Raw genomic sequence first — 15,561 nt, 5'->3', positions numbered from 1 at the left:
GGTTAAGTGCCGCAGGGGGCACTTAACCGCACCACTGCGGCTACGCCGCACTCATCGACTCCCACGTCGGCCAGTCGATGGCCCAGTCGTACAGGTCACCGTCGGCTGCCGAGAGGTCGATACGAGTTCCGGTGACCTGGACGGGGTCGCCGTACATCGCCGTCTGGAAGTACTCCTGCGCATCGGCGTCGGAGAGGTTGATGCACCCGTTGGTGACGTTCGACGCGCCCTGCACTCCGGTGGTCAGCGGATTGGCGTGGATGAATTCGCCGTTGTTGGAGATGCGCACCGCCCAGCGTTCGCGAACGTTCTCGTAGAACGGCGGGTTGGACATCAGGAAGTCCTCGTGCTTCTCGGTGACGACGTGGATGCCGCTGCGGGTGACGTTGCGGTCCTCGTTGCCCTCGCCGTAGCTGACGGGAATGTCCATGATCGTCTCGCCGTCGCGGACCACCTGCATGCGGTGACTGGTGGCGTCGGCGACGACGACCTGGCTGCGTCCGATGCTGAAGTTCAGGGTGACGTCGTCGGCACCGTAAGCGCCGCCGCCGTAGTTGACGCCGTAAAGCTTGGCGACCACCGAGACCGTCGTGCCGGGAGCCCAGTAGTCGGTGGGACGCCAGTGCACGCGTGAGCCGTTGTCGTCCGGGAACCAGGCCCACGCGCCGGGCGTCGGCGGGTTGGTGGTCACCGTCAACGCTTTCTCGACGGCCGCCTTGTCCTCGATCGCCGAGTCGAACTGCAGGATGATCGGCGCGGCGATGCCGACTTCCTGGCCGTCGCCGATGTTGGTGCTCACCGAGGTTCGACTGTCGGGTTCGACGGTGGTGAAGGCCCCGGTGATGTCGACGGTCTTGTTGTCGCTGCCGAGGGCGGTGCCGGACCACGTGTACTGCACGCCGTAGCCGAGAGGCTCGGTGACGGCATACGAGGTCTTGTCGGGCGAGAGCGCACCCTGGACGACCTTGCCGTCGGGGTTGGTCAACGCCACCTGGGTGAGCGTTCCGTCGGCGACCGAGACCGAGATCGGTGCAACGGGACTGACGTCGACAGCACCTGCGACCGGGTTCTCGGTGACCTGGGCGACGGGAGCTGCCTCGGTGGTCGGGGCCGCGGCACCCGAGCCGCCCTCGCCCGATCCGACGGTGCAGCCTGCCACGAGTGCCACCAAGGCGACGAGCACGGCGATCAACCACACCGTGCGCGTCCGTTTTGTCTGTTCTACCTGCTCATGCACGTTGTCCAACGTACCTGCGTCTGCGAACTACCCCGATTTTTGGGGGCAGTCTCACAGATGCAGGAGTGGAGCCTGCGGAATGACTCAGAGTTTGCGCGTGCGCAGTTCGTGGCCTTTCGAGGTGAGACAGCGGCCGGTCTCGAGGTTCCAATCCCATCCGTGCAGGTTGCAGGTGAGCTTCTTTCCCTCGACGATGCCGAATTTCGTCAGGTCCGCTTTCAGGTGTGGGCAGCGGCGTTGGATCTCGTAGCCGCCCATCGTGATCGTGGCGGTGTCGTCGTGCGCCTCGGAGAACCAACCGTCGGCGTAGGCGATGCGTTCGTCGGTGAGGCACTTGAAGAACGTGTAGAGAAATTCGTTGTAGCCGCCGACGCGTCGGGCCCGGAAGCGGGTGGACAGGAAGATCGAGTTGACCCAGTCCGGCTCCTGGTCGCGTATGGCGGTGCGTACCAGCTCCGGCGGGATCGTGAAGCTGTAGCGGAACTTCTCGTCCGAGATCGGTTCGCGCACAATCCGTTTCGGAAAGTCGAGCACGACGGTTTCGTCACCCATCGTGATTCCGACGGGGTAGCCGATGCCGTCGCAGATCAGATCGGTCTGCGCCATGATCGGCTCGAACAGGCCTCGCATCGGCTCGAGCAGGGGCTCGCCCTCGGCCGGAGCCCAGGCTGCCTTCTCCGCAGCGATGACCGACGCCTGACGCTGGGCGTAGGCCTCGATGTAGTCGGCCTTGCCGGTGGTGAAGATGGCCTCGGCCTCGGCCGTCGGGATCGGGTGCTCGTGCGACTTCAGGTCCGAGCCCTCGAACGTCGCCGTCGTTCCGGGCATCATCAGCAGGCCCTTGTCGTGCCCGTGCAGGCGCAGCTGCTCGAGAAACACCATCTGGTCCGGGAACACGTTGGCCGGGTCGCCGTAGACGTCGTTGAGCGAGCGCAGCTCGTCGTCGAGGAAACACGGCGGGCCCGCGGACGGGATCACCCACGTCGAGCCGACCTGCTCGATGTACTGGCGCGCCCGATCCATCTGACGCTGACGCTTCTGGATGCCGAAGTTCTTCTTCGCGCGCGAGACCATGTCGTAGACCATCGGGTACCAGATCGCGCCCGAGTACTGCAGCATGTGCACGTCCACGGGACCGAAGTTCTCGGTCATCACGTCCAGGTCCACCGGCCTCGCGTCGTTCATGTTGAACGCGACGGTCTTGCCGTCCGAGACGACCAGGCCCGAGTCGCCGATGGGACCGTCGGCGGGCGCACGCAGCGCGATGATCATGATGTCGAGATCGCCCTTGGGCCCGGAGATCGTGTGCTTGACCGAGTCCGTCGTCTCGTAGAACTTGTGGAACCCGAGCTTCTCGAGCTCGTGCTTCAGATCGAGCACCGGATAGTCCGGCAGCAGAACCGTCGCATCCTTGTTGACGTGTTCGGCCAGGTTCTTCGGGTCGAAATGGTCCTTGTGCAGGTGCGAGACGTAGAGGTAATCGCAATCACCCAGAGCGTCCCAGTCCAGGCCCGAGTTGTCGGGAAACGGGAACCACGACGCATAGAACGACGGGTTCACCCACGGGTCGCACAGGATGCTTCCGGCGTCGGTCCGAATATGGAATCCCGCATGTCCCACGCTGGTGACCTGCACTGATTTACCTCCTACGAGCTTTCACTTGCAAAGCTCCATCGTATGCGCCGTTTCGACCTGCCCTAACCGAGCGCGCAGTTGACGAGGTCACACTCGGGCGTGAGCGTGACGCCGAACTTCTCCTGCACGCCGTCTCGCACGTGCGCAGCCAGCGCCATGATGTCCGACGCGGTGGCCCCACCCCTGTTGGTGACGGCAAGCACGTGCTTGGACGACAACGCCGCAGTGCCGCGCCCGAATTCGGTGCCGTAACCGCGCGGAAAGCCCGCGTTCTGGATCAGCCATGCGGCCGGAATCTTGGTTCCCGCGGGGTCGGGGAAGCTGGGCGCGTGCGCTGCGGCCTCGGGCACCTCGGGCAGTACCGGGTTGAGGAAGAACGATCCGACGCTCCACGTGTCGTGATCGCTCGCGTCGAGCACCATGCCCCGCTCGCCGCGCAGAGCCAGCACGGCCGCGCGCACGTCCGGCACCGGTACGACGTCGCCGATCTGCACGTCGAGACGCTCCGACAACGCCGCGTAGCGCACCGGAAGCGACTCGGTCGTCTTCTTCAGCGCGAACGTCACATCCAAGATCACGTACCGCGAGGACCGCTTGAACACCGACGATCGATGCGTTCCGAATCCGCACTGCTCCGGCGTCCACACCGAAGTCTCCTGGGTCTGTCGGTCGTAGACGGTGAGAGCGTGCAGCAACTCCGACGTCGACGCGCCGTACGCGCCCACGTTCTGGATGGGCGTCGCGCCGGTGGTTCCTGGAATGCCCGACAGCGCTTCCATGCCGGACAATCCCGCATCGATCGTCGCCTGCACGACGGCATCCCACTCGACGCCGGCGTCGACCGTGACGATCTCGCCGTCGATCTCCAGCCGCGAACCGGTCACCCGAATCACCCGGCCGTCGAACCCCTCGTCGCCGACGACCAGATTGGATCCACCGCCGACGACCAGCACATCTGTCCCCGCGCGATCCGCGTCGCGCACGAGGGAGACCAACTCGTCGCCGGTCGTCGCGACGCAGAATTCACGGGCCGGGCCGCCCACCCGAATGGTGGTGAGCTCCGAAATTGCAGTAGGCACGGACTCTCACGCTACCGGTCGCGCACAAGCGTCGGACCCACCCGGTAACCTGCGGGGATGCCTCGCCCCATTGAGCACAGCTCGACTGTGCCCGCCTCCGCCGACAAGGTCCACGCCGCACTGACGTCCGAGCAGTACTGGAAGGACCGCATCGAGCAAATCGGCGGCCCCAGCGCCAGCGTGAAGAGCATCACCGTCGGCGACGGCACCATCGACGTCGTCATGACCCAGGCCGTCCCCGAAGAGGAGTTACCGGCCGCGGTGACTGCGTTCAAGAAGGGCGACCTCATCATCGAACGCACCGAGAGCTGGGGACCGTTCGACGGTACCCACGCCGCCGGCACCTTCGGAGCGACCGTCGAAGGCGCACCGGCCCGCATCACCGGCACCACCACGCTCGACGCCACCGGCGAGACGACGACCATCGCGCTGGCAGGCACCACCGAGGTCAAGGTCCCGATCTTCGGCGGCAAGATCGAAGCGATGATCAGCGAGCAGGTGCTCTCGCTCATCGACAACGAGCAGGACTTCACCGGTAACTGGATCGCCGCGCAGGGCAACGGCTAGCCTGGCGCACTATGGCTCGCCGAATGAACTACTCCGCCCGGTTCACCCACTCGACGCAGCAGGTCTATGCAGCGCTCTCCAGTCGCGATCACTGGGATGCGCGCATCGAGGAGATGCGTAAGTACTCGGAGAACGAGCTGAAGAGCTTCGAGGTGTCCGACGCCGGAATCGACATCGTGATGCACCACGTCATCCCGCGCACCGAGTTGCCCGACATCGCGCAGACGGTGATGAAGAAAGACATGGTCATCACCCGCAACGTGCACTTCGACGCCTACGAGGAAGTCACCGCGGGCCACTACGACGCATCGATTCCGGCCGGACCCGGCTCACTGAAGGGCACCACCTCGCTCTTCCCCACCAATGGCGGTTCGACACTGCGCACGTCCTCCGAGGCCAAGGTCTTCCTACCGTTCATCGGTGGCAAGCTCGAGCAGCTCATGCTCGTCAACCTCATCGACCTGTGGCGCGGCGAAGGCGAAGTAACCGCCGACTGGCTCGAAAAGAACGCCTAGCCCTGAGCAAGCCGAACAGGGGTCGTTCCGCAGGCTCCACTCCCCATCTGGGTCGTTCCGCAGGCTCCACTCCTGCCCCCGAAGGCGCCATCACTCGCGGCACCACCGGCATCAATCGGTTGCGTCGTAGCGACCGGTGGCTGATGCACAGCCCCGATGTTCGACGCGTTCTGCAGGGCTCGCCCGATCCCCTCGTCGTCGACCTCGGGTACGGGGCGATGCCGAACACGACCCTCGAGCTGGCCGGTCGGCTGCGCACCGTCCGGCCCGATCTTCGAGTCACCGGTCTGGAGATCGACCCCGCACGCGTCGTTCCGGGGAGTGACGGCGTGGAATTCGCCCGCGGCGGTTTCGAGCTGGCGGGATTGCGCCCCAACCTGGTCCGGGCGTTCAACGTACTGCGGCAGTATCCCGAGGACGCGGTACCTGCTGCCTGGCAACGCATTCTGTCGGGTCTGGCACCGGGCGGCCTGCTGATGGACGGCACCTGCGACGAGCTCGGTCGACGCTGCGCCTGGGTGTTGCTCGACGCCGATGGGCCACGTTCACTGACGCTGGCATGGGATCCGTTCGACGTCGAGATGCCGTCGGACATCGCGGAGCGGCTACCGAAGGTGTTGATTCATCGCAACATCGAGGGTGAGCTCGTGCACGATCTGCTTCGACGGGCCGACAGAGCGTGGTCGGTGTCGGCACCGCTGGCACCGTTCGGGCCTCGAATTCGATGGCGCGCGGCCATGAAAGTGCTTGCCGAACAAGGCCTTCCGATCACACTCCCCCGCCGACGAATGCGAGACAACGTGCTCACGGTCCCGTGGTCGTCGGTCGCACCTGCACCGTGAATCGGGTGCAGCTGACCGCGCTGAGCGCGGTCGGTTGCACCCGATTTCGCGGCTACGTACAGGCGGACAGTGCCAGTTCGACGCGTTCGGCCACTCGATCGGTGCTGTTTCCGGCCTCGGTGTACAGCGTGTGCGGGTCGACGCGACCGATCGCGACGGCGTCGCACACCACCTCGTCGAGGGTGATCTGCGAGATGCCACCTGCGGCGAGGTCGAGCACCGTGCGCACCGGGGTGGTGAGGTTGAACGTGCCAGCCGATTCGACGTCCCGCGGCTCGAGCCTCAGACGATGAACCGCCAGCCTGGTGTCGGTCAGTCGAAGGTCGCCGAATGCGCAGACGTGCACGAATTGCGGGTGAAGGTGCCCGAATCCGTGTAGCTCGGCCGCACTCTGGTGCGAGATCACGGCCTCGCCGCCGAACCAGGCGCACCACATGGCGAACACTTCGAGTTCGCTGTGGGGCCACTGGCCGAGTCGGAACAGGTTGCGCTCGACGCGAGTCCACGTGTTCGTGGCCAGATTGACGCGCACCATCGCAGAATCGAAGCCGAGCTCAGCGGCCTGCTCGGCAGTGAAATAGCCGTCCTGACGAGTGGCCAACGAGTGCAGCTCGTGCACGCTCGGTCCTGTCGTACTCATAACGCAAGAGTACGTCACAATGTGTTACAGGTCACAAAGTTTGGTACCGGCTACACAGGTTCGGCGAGTTTCACAGAGCTTGCTCAGAATCATCGGGAAGACTGCCAGGAATGTCATCCACAGCCAGGCGCAGCACAGCACCGCTGATCGCAGTCTCCGTCGTTGTCGTCCTCCTCGTCGCCGTCATCGGTGGCGAGTTGTTCGTGCGTCAGCAGATCAAATCCTGCCTCGCCGGTCAGCTCGAATCCGAGCTCGGCAGCCAGGTCGAGGTCGGTCTCGGCTTGAAGCCGGTCCTGCTCTCACTGGTGGACAAGAAGGTCTCCTCGGTGACCGTCGACAGCAACGACGCGCGCTTCGGACCCGCCGAGGGCATGGTCGTCCAGGCCGAGGCACGTGACCTGAATCTGACGCAGACCGCCGACTCCGGCGGCACCATCGGCAGCTCGAGTGCGGACATCTCGTGGTCCACCGACGGCATCACCCGCACCCTGCAGAGCCAGGGCATCGGCGCGATCGTCTCCGGCGTCACCTCGGACGCATCGGCGGGCACCCTCGACTTCGCCGTCGGCGCTCTGGCGAATCTGACCGTCAAGCCGGAGGTCGTGGACGGCAGGGTCGACTTCCAGACCGTCGACGCGTCGATCCTGGGTCTCGGCATTCCCACCGATCTGGTCGACTCGGTCGTCGGCGTGCTGACCGACAGCCTGCAGGCCTACCCGTTGGACATGGCTCCGACGTCGCTGACCGTCACCGACTCCGGCATCGAGCTCACCCTCGAGGGCGGGCAGTACACGATTCCGGTGACCCAGCAGGATCAGAGTCAGCCGACTCCCGAGGGTTGCTCGCTCGTCGCGTAACCCACGTGCGCGGTAACTCGTAGCCTGCTACGAGTTACCGCGCACGTGCGACGCAGTCGCTCTAGCCCAATCCGTCCAGCACTGCGCGTGTTCCCGACAGTCCCAATCGTGTTGCGCCCGCGTCGATCATGGCCAGGGCGGCGTCCGTGGTGCGGATGCCGCCGCTGGCCTTGACGCCCAGTCGCCCGCCGACGGTCTCTGCCATCAATCGCACGGCCTCGACGCTCGCGCCGCCGGCCGGGTGGAATCCGGTGGACGTCTTGACGAAGTCGGCACCGGCCTTCTCGGCGGCGCGGCACACCTCGACGATCGCCTCGTCGGACAGTGCTGCCGATTCGATGATCACCTTCAAGACAGCGCTTCCGGCGATCCCTTCACGGACGGTGACGATGTCGGCCAGCACCGCGTTGTAGTCGCCTGCGATGGCCGCGCCGACGTCGATCACCATGTCGACCTCGTCGGCACCTTGCTGCACCGCGAGCCTGGCCTCGGATCCCTTGATCAACGAGTGATGCTTGCCCGACGGGAATCCCGCGACGACGGCGGTCAGCATTCCTTCGGCGCGAATCGGCAGCATCGAGGGCGATACGCACACCGCGAGCACTCCGAGTTCGCGGCCTTCCTCGATGAGGGCGGCCACGTCGGCCTGCGTGGCTTCGGGCTTGAGCAGCGTGTGGTCGACCATTCCGGCGAGGGCGGCGCGGGTGAGTGTCATGCGGTCCAGCTTTTCACAGCTCTGCCATTCGTAACCCTGTCGGTCTACGATTTTCGGTCATGACCGCAGCGTCGCTCGCCGCCACCTTCAACGCCACCAGCAGGGAGTTCGACGGCCTGACGCCGCAGGTGTGGGGCCCGGCCGGGCAGTCGCTCGCCTTCGCGCTCGAATTGGCCACCGGGGACGCGGTTCTCGACGTCTGTTCCGGCACCGGGGCGTCGGCGATTCCCGCGGCGGCGGCCGTGGGCCCCGACGGTCTCGTGCATGCCATCGATCTCGCCGACGACCTGTTGGAGGTGGGCCGGGTGAAAGCCACCGACCGTGCACTGCGCAACATCGACTTCGTCCTCGCCGACGCCACCGAGTGGGAGCCGCCGTCGACGGTTCCCGATGCCGGCTACGACGCGTTGGCCTGTTCGTACGGCATCTTCTTTCTGCCCGATCCCGAGGGGGATTTCGCTCGTCTGGTGTCCCTGGTTCGTCCGGGCGGTCGCGTCGGGGTGGCGGTGTGGCGCAAGGGTGCGATCGAGGCGTTCGCGGGCACGTACTTCGAGGTGATCGGCGCGCATTCGCAGCCGAGCGAGCACGACGGGCCACTCGCGCAGGACGGTTACGACAAGCACCCGATCCGCCGGATGGAGACGGCAGAGCTTCTGTCCGCATGGCTCACCGCGGCAGGCACCACCGATGTCGAGGTCGTGGAGCTGTCCAACCACGTTCCCGCGACGGAGTCGTTCGTGTGGGATCTCGTGCTGGGCAGCGCGATGCGGGGCGCGCTGACACCGTTCGACGAGGCGACCCGGACGCAGATCCGTGCCGAGTTCTCCGCGCTGCTGACCGAGCGTGGAATCGACTCGATCGATCTCGGGACACTGGTGGCAACCGGGGTGCGGACGCCCTGAGACAATCGGCGCTATGAGTTCTTCCGTATCCGAGGATCGCCGTTACGTTCTGTCGCTCGGTTGCCCCGACAAGACGGGCATCGTCGCCCGCATCTCGACCTTCCTCGCCGAGGTCGGTGGATGGATCGTCGAGGCCGCCTATCACGCCGATCCCGACACCGGGTGGTTCTTCACCCGGCAGGCCGTACGCGCGTCCTCAGTGGACATGAGCATCGAGGAGCTGCGCACACGTTTCGCCGCGGTGGCCGCCGAACTCGGCCCGGAAACCGAATGGACACTTCATGATTCGGGCGAGCCCAAGCGCGTGGTCCTGCTCGTCAGCAAGGAAGCACACTGCTTGCACGACCTCCTCGGCCGCGCCGCGGGCGGCGAGCTGCCCGCTCAGATCTCCGCGGTGATCGGCAACCACAAGTCACTCGAGCCGATCGCCGCCGCACACGGCACACCGTTCCATCACGTCGAGTTCGCGAAGGATCCGGCCGAGCGCGGTCCTGCCTTCGAAGAGGTGCGGTCGCTGGTCGATTCCTACGACCCGCACGCGGTGGTGCTGGCACGGTTCATGCAGGTTCTCCCCGAGTCGCTGTGCGCGCACTGGGCTGGCCGGGCCATCAACATCCATCACAGCTTCCTGCCGTCGTTCGTCGGCGCTCGTCCGTACCACCAGGCATTCGCGCGGGGCGTGAAACTGATCGGTGCGACGTGCCACTACGTGACGGCCGAGCTCGACGCGGGTCCGATCATCGAGCAGGACGTCATCCGCGTCGATCATTCCGACGAGGTGGTCGACATGGTGCGTCAGGGACGCGACATCGAGAAACTGGTGCTCTCCCGCGGTCTGCGGTGGCACCTGGAGGATCGTGTCCTGGTGCACGGCCGCAAGACCGTGGTGTTCAGCTGAAATCTAGAGATTCCGGAGCCGAACCACTTCGGTGTTGAATTCGTCGATTGCCTCGACGGAGCTCATGTGTCCGATGCCGGGGATGACGATCAGTCTGCTCAGGTGATCGTGATCGTCCAGGGCGCGGGCGAGTTTGCGCGCGTGCACCGGTGGGGTCAAGCGGTCGGCAGATCCGACGAGCACGCTGGTGGGGACGGACATGTTCGCCAGGGCCTCGCGGATGTCGAGGTCGGTGAGCGCTGCACCCCAGATACCGCGGGTGCGCGGGGCGCATTCGAGGACGATCTTCTCGCAGAACGCCACCTCGGCGGGTGTCGCTCCGGGTGCCATCGAGATGTACTTGATGGCTTGGCGCACCACCGGTGACGGCCGCAACGGAAGTGCCGAGCCGAGTACTGCGCGCCCCACCGGGGTAGGGACCCGTGGAAAGCGTTGCGGCAGCGGGATGACGGTGGTTTCGCGAATCAGGGAGTCGGTCGCGGTGCTGGCGAGGAGCACAGCGCTGACGAGTCGGTCGACCTGTTCGGGATAGTTGCCGGCCCAGGCCATGATCGACATGCCGCCCATGCTGTGACCCACCATGACGGCCTTGTTGTCCTCGGCCACCGTGGCGGAAAGGATCGCGGAGAGGTCGTCGGCCAGCACGTCGGGGCTCAGCGGTCGCGTCCCGACGTCGCTTCGACCGTGGCCGCGCTGGTCGTAGGTGACGACGCGGTAGCGGCCGGCAAGTGCATTGATCTGTGGGTACCAGTAATCGGCCGAGCAGGTCCACCCGTGGCTGAAGACGATCGGTTCGGCATCGGCGTCCCCGTAGCTACGGACGTGCAGGTGCGCACCGTCGTCGGTGACCACCTCGGTGATGTGCGGTTCGAACGTGGGACGCTCCAGCAACTCGTCGGGCTGCACGTCGGTCGTCTTGGTGAACGAGTGCAGGCGACGCCGCCGGACGACGAATGCACCGACAGAGGCCGCCGCGGCCGCGCTGCCCACTCCGAGCAGCGCGCGTTCGATTACCTTGCGTGAAACCACTGACATTCCCCTCCACCTGTGTCCCCCCGAGCGGGTGCGGTAGAGGGTACGCCCACACAGGAGTTGGCGTCGATGCGACTTACCTACCAGCGGGGTCCGCGCTGGATGCTGTCGACCTTGGGACGGACGTCGACGAGGTACACGCACACGGCGACGACGCCGATGATACCCAGGAAGCCGATCACACCCGAGACGAGAATGAGCAGTAGACCGATGAACAGAATGGCCAGCCATTTGGTCTTCGTCAGCTTGTCCACTGCCGGAAAGGCGTCGGGGCGCTGGCGCAGTGCATGGAAGATCGCGAATCCTGCGCCCACCACTCCGAGGATCTGGAGAAAGGTCAGGATGTAGTAGCTGAAGCTGCCGGCGATGCTCACGTGCGCCAGTGTACGAGAAACGACCCCTGCGCCGCGCGGCGCAGGGGTCGTTTTCTTTACGAATGCTTTAGCGAGTGGTCTTCTTCGCCGGAGCCTTCTTGGCCGGAGCCGGTGCGGTCTTCTTGGCAGCCGGTGCCGGAGCCGTCTTCTTGGCCGGAGCCGGGGTCTTCTTGATCGGCGAGTTCGCGCTGCTGCGGGTCTTGGCCTCGACCTTGCCTGCCACGCCGCTCACCTTGTCGGAAGCCTCGACGGCCTTGTCCTTGGCCTCGTCGCCTGCTTCGTCGATGTTCTCGGCGAGCTCGTCGGCGGCCTCGGAGATCTCCTCGGCACCTTCACGAACCTTGTCCGACGCAATGCCGGCCAGAGCAGCGGCGCGCTCGCCGACTGCGCGGGTCTGCGAGGCGACGGTTCCGAGGGCCTGCTCGGTGAGGTCGACGACGTCGTTGGCTGCGGTGTTGGCGCGCTCGAGGCCCTCTTCGACGGCCGGGGTGCGGCGGATGCGCTCGACGGTCTCTTCGCCGCGCTCGGCGAGCGAGGTGTAGAGGTCGGAGGCGACCTTGAGGTACGCCTCGGCAACCTTGCGGAGCTCTTCGGGGGTGAAGCGCTCGCGCAGTTCGGCGATCTCGTCGGGAAGCTCTGCGGGCAGGTTCGCCAGCCGCTCGCGCAGGCTCTCGACGCCTTCGGTGACGTCCTCGGAGAGGTCGGCGATGCGGGCGTTGACCTCGCTGGTGCGGCTCTCGGCGCGCGAACGCACCTGGGCAACAACGTCCGCTACTGCCTGGACGACGGCGTCGCCTGCGCCGACGGCGGCGAAGATGGGGGTCTTGACGTTCTCGAAGTTCTTGGAATCAGACATCGGGTGTCTCCTGTTCGTCGGGTTCGGGCTCCTGCGTCGACTCGTTCTCACGACAGAACGAGTCGTAGATCTCGATCAGCACTTGCTTCTGCCGTTCGGTGATGTGCTCATCGCCGAGCAGAGCTTCGCGCACCGGACCGTGGGGACGCGCTTCCAAGATCCCGGCCCGGACGTACAGCACCTCCGAGGAGACGCGCAGACCCTTGGCTATCTGCGCTAGCACTTCTGCGGACGGGTTGCGCAGTCCGCGTTCGATCTGGCTCAGGTAGGGGTTGCTCACTCCGGCTCGGCTGGCGAGTTGCCGCATCGATACCTGCGCGGCTTCCCGTTGCGACCGGATGTAGCTTCCGATGTCCTGAGCTGCAGTCGTCACGACTGCGGCGACAAGATCCCCCGCCTCGGCAACGACCTGCGTCGCCTCGGTCGCCTTGGCGACCAGATCCCCCTCGTCATCGGCCATCTCGGCCTCCTGTTTTCGGTGTCCTACTGGACGGTACCGAAGGGTGCTAACTATTGCAAGCACTCTGCTAGCACTAGTGCCCGAAGATCAGATCCGAGATCGTGTAGATGGCCAGTCCGGCGATGGATCCGACGACGGTTCCGTTGATTCGAATGAACTGCAGATCGCGTCCGACCTGCAGTTCGATCTTCTTGCTCGCTTCCTCGGCGTCCCACCGAGCGACGGTGTCACCGATGATCGTGGTGATCTCGTCGGCATAGTTCGCGGCGATGTAGCTCGCCCCACCGAGCAGCCAACCGTCCACTTTTCCGCGCAGTTCCTCGTCGTCGCGGAGCCGCACGCCGAGGTTGACGGTGTTCTCCTTGATCTTGGTGCGCAGCGTGCTCGTCGGATCGTCGACCGACTCGGTGATCAGCCGCTTGGCCACCTTCCACGTCGCTGCCGCGAGCCCGGTGATCTCCTCGCGCCCCATGATCTGCGCCTTGAGCTTCTCCGCCTTCTCGATGGTCGTCGGGTCGTGCTGCAGATCGTTGGCGTAGTCGACCAAGAATTTGTTGGCGGCCAGACGCACGTCGTGCTCGGGGTTGGACCTGATCTTCCAGGTGAACTCGACGAGTTCCTTGTAGACCTTCTCCCCCAGCAGCGTGTCGACGAACTTCGGCGACCAGTTCGGGGAATCTCGCGCCACGACGCGATCGATCATCTCCTGGCTGCCGAGAGCCCATTGGTGGGCGCGCTCGGCGAGCATGTCGATCAACGGCAGCTGACGGTTCTCGCGGAGCAACTCGTCGAGGATCCGGCCGATGGGCGGGCCCCACTGAGGATCGGCGAGACGCCGCACGATGGTGCTGTCGATGACGGCGGTGATGTCCTCGTCGTTGAGCACGTCGACGACGCCGTGCAACACGGTCGCCGCCTCGGCCGCGACGCGTTCGGCGTTGTCGGGCTGAGCGAGCCAGGTACCCAACCGCAACGGAACCTGCGCCGACGCGACCTTCTCGGACACCACCTCGGGGGCGAGGAAGTTGCTGCCCACGAACGAGCTCAAGCTCGCGCCCAGCTGGTCCTTCTTCTTCTTGATCAGGGCCGTGTGCGGGATCGGAATACCGAGCGGATGCTTGAACAACGCCGTCACCGCGAACCAGTCCGCGAGCGCGCCGACCATGCCCGCCTCCGACGCCGCGCGCACGTAGCCGACCCATGCACCGGCACCCGTCGACTCCTGCCACCGGCAGAAGAGGTAGACGATCGATGCGAAGACGAGAAAGCCCGTCGCCACTGTTTTCATCTTGCGGAGGTCGCGACGTTTGGTCTCGTCGTCGAAGTTCATGAGCTGCACAACCGACATTGTGCCCAGAATCTCGGCAGACCAACCGGACGCAGCCTGCAATGGTGTCGGACAAGGCGCATAGGGTGGGGCTGTGGCGAGAAATACGACGGAGGCAAAGCTGGACGAGTCCGAGCCGAGCGAGGACAAGCCGAAGGTCGAGAAGCCGGACGGCCGAAAACGTCGTTGGCGTGAGCACAAGATCGCCCGCCGCGAAGAGCTCGTCGACGGCACGTTGGCCGCGATCCGGTTGCGCGGCCGCGAGATCGGGATGGACGAGATCGCGTCGGAGATCGGTATCTCCAAGACGGTGCTCTACCGCTACTTCACCGACAAGAACGATCTGACGAGCGCCACCATGTCTCGGTACGTCGAGACCACGCTTGCCCCGCGCATCTACTCGGCGATCGCACACGAACTCGACGAGTACGAGCTCACCCGCATCGTCGTGACCGCCTACGTCGAGACGGTGGCCACCGATCCGGAGGTCTACCTCTACGTCATGGCGAACAACGCCGGCAACAACCGCGATGTCGTCGCCGAGTCCGAGCGGATGATCGCCGAGTTGCTGTCCACGGTGCTGGGCGAACGCCTACGGCAACGCGAAATGGATTCCGGTGGTTCGGTGCCGTGGGCCTTCGCCATCGTCGGCGCGGTCCAGTTGGCCACGCACTGGTGGATCTCCAACAAGTCGATGTCCGCGGACGATCTGATCGATTACCTCTGCATGATGATGTGGGGCGGAATCCACGGGGTCGCGATGGCCGACGGCTCCCCCGCAAAATTCAAGTCACAGCCACATCCGTTGGTCGACGAGGAGCCGAACACGCCTTAGCGCTCGTCGTACCCGTCGTCGTCCACGGGCACTTCTGCTCGTTGATCCAGCACGTCACGGGCGTCGGCCTCGATGGGCAGATCGTCGACGTTCGGCTCGTCCGGCTCGTCTGCGACCGGGAGATTCTGTTCGACGCGATCCTCGGTCGGGGTTTCGATGGGTGAGTCGCTCATGTCTCCATTCGTACCATCGCTCGTCAGTTTGAGATCAGGCCCGGTCGGACATCCGAGAAGGTATGACTACCGAAACATTGACCGGCCGCCGCATCGCGATTCTCGCCACCGACGGCGTCGAGCAGGTCGAGCTGGTGCAGCCCCGCGAAGCCGTCGAAAAGGCCGGGGCCTCAGTCACATTGGTCTCGCTCGACCACGGCGACATCCAAGCCATGGAGGGTGACGTCAATGCCGCAGACACCTTCACCGTCGACAGCGTCGTCGCCGACGTCTCGGCCGACGACTTCGACGCGCTGATCCTGCCCGGCGGAACCACCAACCCCGATCAACTTCGCGTCGATGCGGACGCCGTGGAGTTCGTCCGCTCGTTCGTACAAGCCCGCAAGCCCGTCGGCGTGATCTGCCACGGTGCCTGGACACTCGTCGAAGCCGACGTTCTGAAGGGCCGGACGTTGACGTCCTACCCGAGCATCCGAACCGACATTCGCAACGCCGGTGGCACGGTCGTCGACGAGGAAGTGGTCGTCGACGGCAATCTGATCTCGAGCCGGAACCCGGACGACCTGCCCGCCTTCTGCGCGAAGATCGTGGAGCATTTCAGCGCTTGATAGGTTAGC

Annotated in this window: 19 protein-coding genes; 8 read left to right on the top strand and 11 right to left on the bottom strand. The window is 65.2% G+C overall.

Features of this window, described 5'->3' with window-relative positions; translation table 11 throughout:
- Window positions 1-40: 40 nt before the first annotated feature.
- The 3 genes from R3P95_RS11155 to R3P95_RS11145 all read right to left on the bottom strand — a co-directional run bounded on the left by R3P95_RS11155 (window position 41) and on the right by R3P95_RS11145 (window position 3,951).
- The gene (locus R3P95_RS11155) at window positions 41-1,237 is read right to left on the bottom strand and encodes a L,D-transpeptidase (RefSeq protein ID WP_317548387.1); all 1,197 of its coding nucleotides are present in this window, start codon (window positions 1,235-1,237) and stop codon (window positions 41-43) included.
- Between the two features lie 84 nt (window positions 1,238-1,321).
- Window positions 1,322-2,872 carry an MBL fold metallo-hydrolase gene (locus tag R3P95_RS11150; RefSeq protein ID WP_317548386.1) on the bottom strand — a complete coding sequence of 517 codons (1,551 nt, stop codon included), beginning with the start codon at window positions 2,870-2,872 and terminating at the stop codon, window positions 1,322-1,324.
- Between the two features lie 62 nt (window positions 2,873-2,934).
- Window positions 2,935-3,951 carry a UDP-N-acetylmuramate dehydrogenase gene (locus R3P95_RS11145; protein ID WP_317533403.1) on the bottom strand — a complete coding sequence of 339 codons (1,017 nt, stop codon included), beginning with the start codon at window positions 3,949-3,951 and terminating at the stop codon, window positions 2,935-2,937.
- A 57-nt stretch (window positions 3,952-4,008) separates the two neighbouring features.
- On the opposite strand from R3P95_RS11145, the gene R3P95_RS11140 reads away from it, so the two are divergent.
- From R3P95_RS11140 to R3P95_RS11130, 3 genes are all read left to right on the top strand, one after another.
- Window positions 4,009-4,518 (top strand): DUF2505 domain-containing protein, encoded by a 510-nt coding sequence (locus R3P95_RS11140; RefSeq protein ID WP_068046123.1) that lies wholly within the window; start codon window positions 4,009-4,011, stop codon window positions 4,516-4,518.
- An 11-nt stretch (window positions 4,519-4,529) separates the two neighbouring features.
- Window positions 4,530-5,033, top strand: coding sequence for a DUF2505 domain-containing protein (locus R3P95_RS11135; RefSeq protein WP_032380350.1), 504 nt, complete (start codon window positions 4,530-4,532; stop codon window positions 5,031-5,033).
- Between the two features lie 143 nt (window positions 5,034-5,176).
- Complete coding sequence (locus R3P95_RS11130; RefSeq protein WP_262498447.1) at window positions 5,177-5,875, top strand: class I SAM-dependent methyltransferase; 699 nt, start codon at window positions 5,177-5,179, stop codon at window positions 5,873-5,875.
- 52 nt (window positions 5,876-5,927) lie between these two features.
- Here R3P95_RS11130 and R3P95_RS11125 read toward each other — a convergent pair whose 3' ends face one another.
- Entirely contained in the window at window positions 5,928-6,515 is a 588-nt protein-coding gene (locus R3P95_RS11125; protein WP_149406633.1) for a type IV toxin-antitoxin system AbiEi family antitoxin domain-containing protein, read from the bottom strand.
- A gap of 110 nt (window positions 6,516-6,625) precedes the next feature.
- Between R3P95_RS11125 and R3P95_RS11120 the strand changes: the two genes are divergently transcribed.
- Window positions 6,626-7,372: an LmeA family phospholipid-binding protein gene (locus R3P95_RS11120; RefSeq protein WP_317533399.1), complete on the top strand. Its 747-nt coding sequence runs from the start codon at window positions 6,626-6,628 to the stop codon at window positions 7,370-7,372.
- 61 nt (window positions 7,373-7,433) lie between these two features.
- On the opposite strand, the gene deoC is transcribed toward R3P95_RS11120, so the two are convergent.
- A complete protein-coding gene (gene deoC, locus R3P95_RS11115; protein ID WP_394855409.1) occupies window positions 7,434-8,087 on the bottom strand; it encodes a deoxyribose-phosphate aldolase in 654 nt (217 codons plus the stop codon).
- Between the two features lie 59 nt (window positions 8,088-8,146).
- On the opposite strand from deoC, the gene R3P95_RS11110 reads away from it, so the two are divergent.
- Both R3P95_RS11110 and purU read left to right on the top strand, forming a co-directional pair.
- Window positions 8,147-8,989, top strand: coding sequence for a class I SAM-dependent methyltransferase (locus R3P95_RS11110; protein WP_317548385.1), 843 nt, complete (start codon window positions 8,147-8,149; stop codon window positions 8,987-8,989).
- Between the two features lie 13 nt (window positions 8,990-9,002).
- Window positions 9,003-9,887 (top strand): formyltetrahydrofolate deformylase, encoded by an 885-nt coding sequence (gene purU, locus R3P95_RS11105; RefSeq protein WP_094641049.1) that lies wholly within the window; start codon window positions 9,003-9,005, stop codon window positions 9,885-9,887.
- A 3-nt stretch (window positions 9,888-9,890) separates the two neighbouring features.
- On the opposite strand, the gene R3P95_RS11100 is transcribed toward purU, so the two are convergent.
- The 5 genes from R3P95_RS11100 to R3P95_RS11080 form a co-directional block, all read right to left on the bottom strand.
- Entirely contained in the window at window positions 9,891-10,922 is a 1,032-nt protein-coding gene (locus tag R3P95_RS11100; protein ID WP_188078707.1) for an alpha/beta fold hydrolase, read from the bottom strand.
- Between the two features lie 77 nt (window positions 10,923-10,999).
- A complete protein-coding gene (locus tag R3P95_RS11095) occupies window positions 11,000-11,293 on the bottom strand; it encodes a DUF2516 family protein (RefSeq protein WP_068046153.1) in 294 nt (97 codons plus the stop codon).
- A gap of 67 nt (window positions 11,294-11,360) precedes the next feature.
- On the bottom strand, window positions 11,361-12,149 hold the full coding sequence (locus R3P95_RS11090; RefSeq protein WP_149406630.1) for a heparin-binding hemagglutinin: 789 nt from the start codon (window positions 12,147-12,149) through the stop codon (window positions 11,361-11,363).
- Entirely contained in the window at window positions 12,142-12,609 is a 468-nt protein-coding gene (locus R3P95_RS11085; protein ID WP_052047273.1) for a helix-turn-helix domain-containing protein, read from the bottom strand. The genes R3P95_RS11090 and R3P95_RS11085 overlap by 8 nt, the downstream gene beginning before the upstream one ends.
- Window positions 12,610-12,682: 73 nt before the next feature.
- On the bottom strand, window positions 12,683-13,957 hold the full coding sequence (locus R3P95_RS11080; protein WP_188078706.1) for a DUF445 domain-containing protein: 1,275 nt from the start codon (window positions 13,955-13,957) through the stop codon (window positions 12,683-12,685).
- Window positions 13,958-14,030: 73 nt separating this feature from the next.
- Between R3P95_RS11080 and R3P95_RS11075 the strand changes: the two genes are divergently transcribed.
- Window positions 14,031-14,771, top strand: a complete 741-nt coding sequence (locus R3P95_RS11075; protein WP_068046163.1) for a TetR/AcrR family transcriptional regulator — start codon at window positions 14,031-14,033, stop codon at window positions 14,769-14,771.
- Here the strand turns inward: R3P95_RS11075 and R3P95_RS11070 are convergent.
- Window positions 14,768-14,944, bottom strand: a complete 177-nt coding sequence (locus R3P95_RS11070) for a hypothetical protein (RefSeq protein ID WP_188078705.1) — start codon at window positions 14,942-14,944, stop codon at window positions 14,768-14,770. The genes R3P95_RS11075 and R3P95_RS11070 overlap by 4 nt on opposite strands.
- Before the next feature lie 62 nt (window positions 14,945-15,006).
- On the opposite strand from R3P95_RS11070, the gene R3P95_RS11065 reads away from it, so the two are divergent.
- The gene (locus R3P95_RS11065) at window positions 15,007-15,552 is read left to right on the top strand and encodes a type 1 glutamine amidotransferase domain-containing protein (RefSeq protein WP_188078704.1); all 546 of its coding nucleotides are present in this window, start codon (window positions 15,007-15,009) and stop codon (window positions 15,550-15,552) included.
- The last annotated feature ends 9 nt before the right edge of the window (window positions 15,553-15,561 follow it).

It is taken from the genome of Rhodococcus cercidiphylli (assembly GCF_033042225.1).
GTDB lineage: Bacteria > Actinomycetota > Actinomycetes > Mycobacteriales > Mycobacteriaceae > Rhodococcoides.
This window is presented reverse-complemented; position numbering and strand designations above follow the sequence as displayed.